1 protein-coding gene is annotated in these 233 nt (G+C 56.2%); it reads right to left on the bottom strand.

Features of this window, described 5'->3' with window-relative positions; genetic code table 11:
* Window positions 1-233: hypothetical protein (locus KMS84_RS44930; protein ID WP_256921693.1), on the bottom strand; the 233-nt coding region annotated here is incomplete at both ends.

The raw sequence follows: 233 nt of genomic DNA, 5'->3' as shown, positions 1-233 counted from the left end.
CCCGAGATGAGGCATCTGCGTCTACTTCAAATCCGCTGCTGTAGAGCAGAGTCGCACGCAGCCGTTTTGCTGAGCCGAATACCGCTTTCACGACAGGCAAGTCAGACTGTGTATCACTGCTGTGCGCCGAGGCTGCAGCCGGCTGTGTGAGGTTTCCTTGAGAAAAAAACACAGTTGACGGCTGCGTCGTCGCACTTTGGTCTTCGCCCTTGATCGATCTTTCGGCCTTGGCC

This window comes from Streptomyces hilarionis, assembly GCF_024539675.1.
Taxonomy (GTDB): domain Bacteria; phylum Actinomycetota; class Actinomycetes; order Streptomycetales; family Streptomycetaceae; genus Streptomyces; species Streptomyces hilarionis.
The sequence above is the reverse complement of the archived record's forward strand: the minus strand, read 5'-3'. Positions and strand labels throughout refer to the sequence as shown.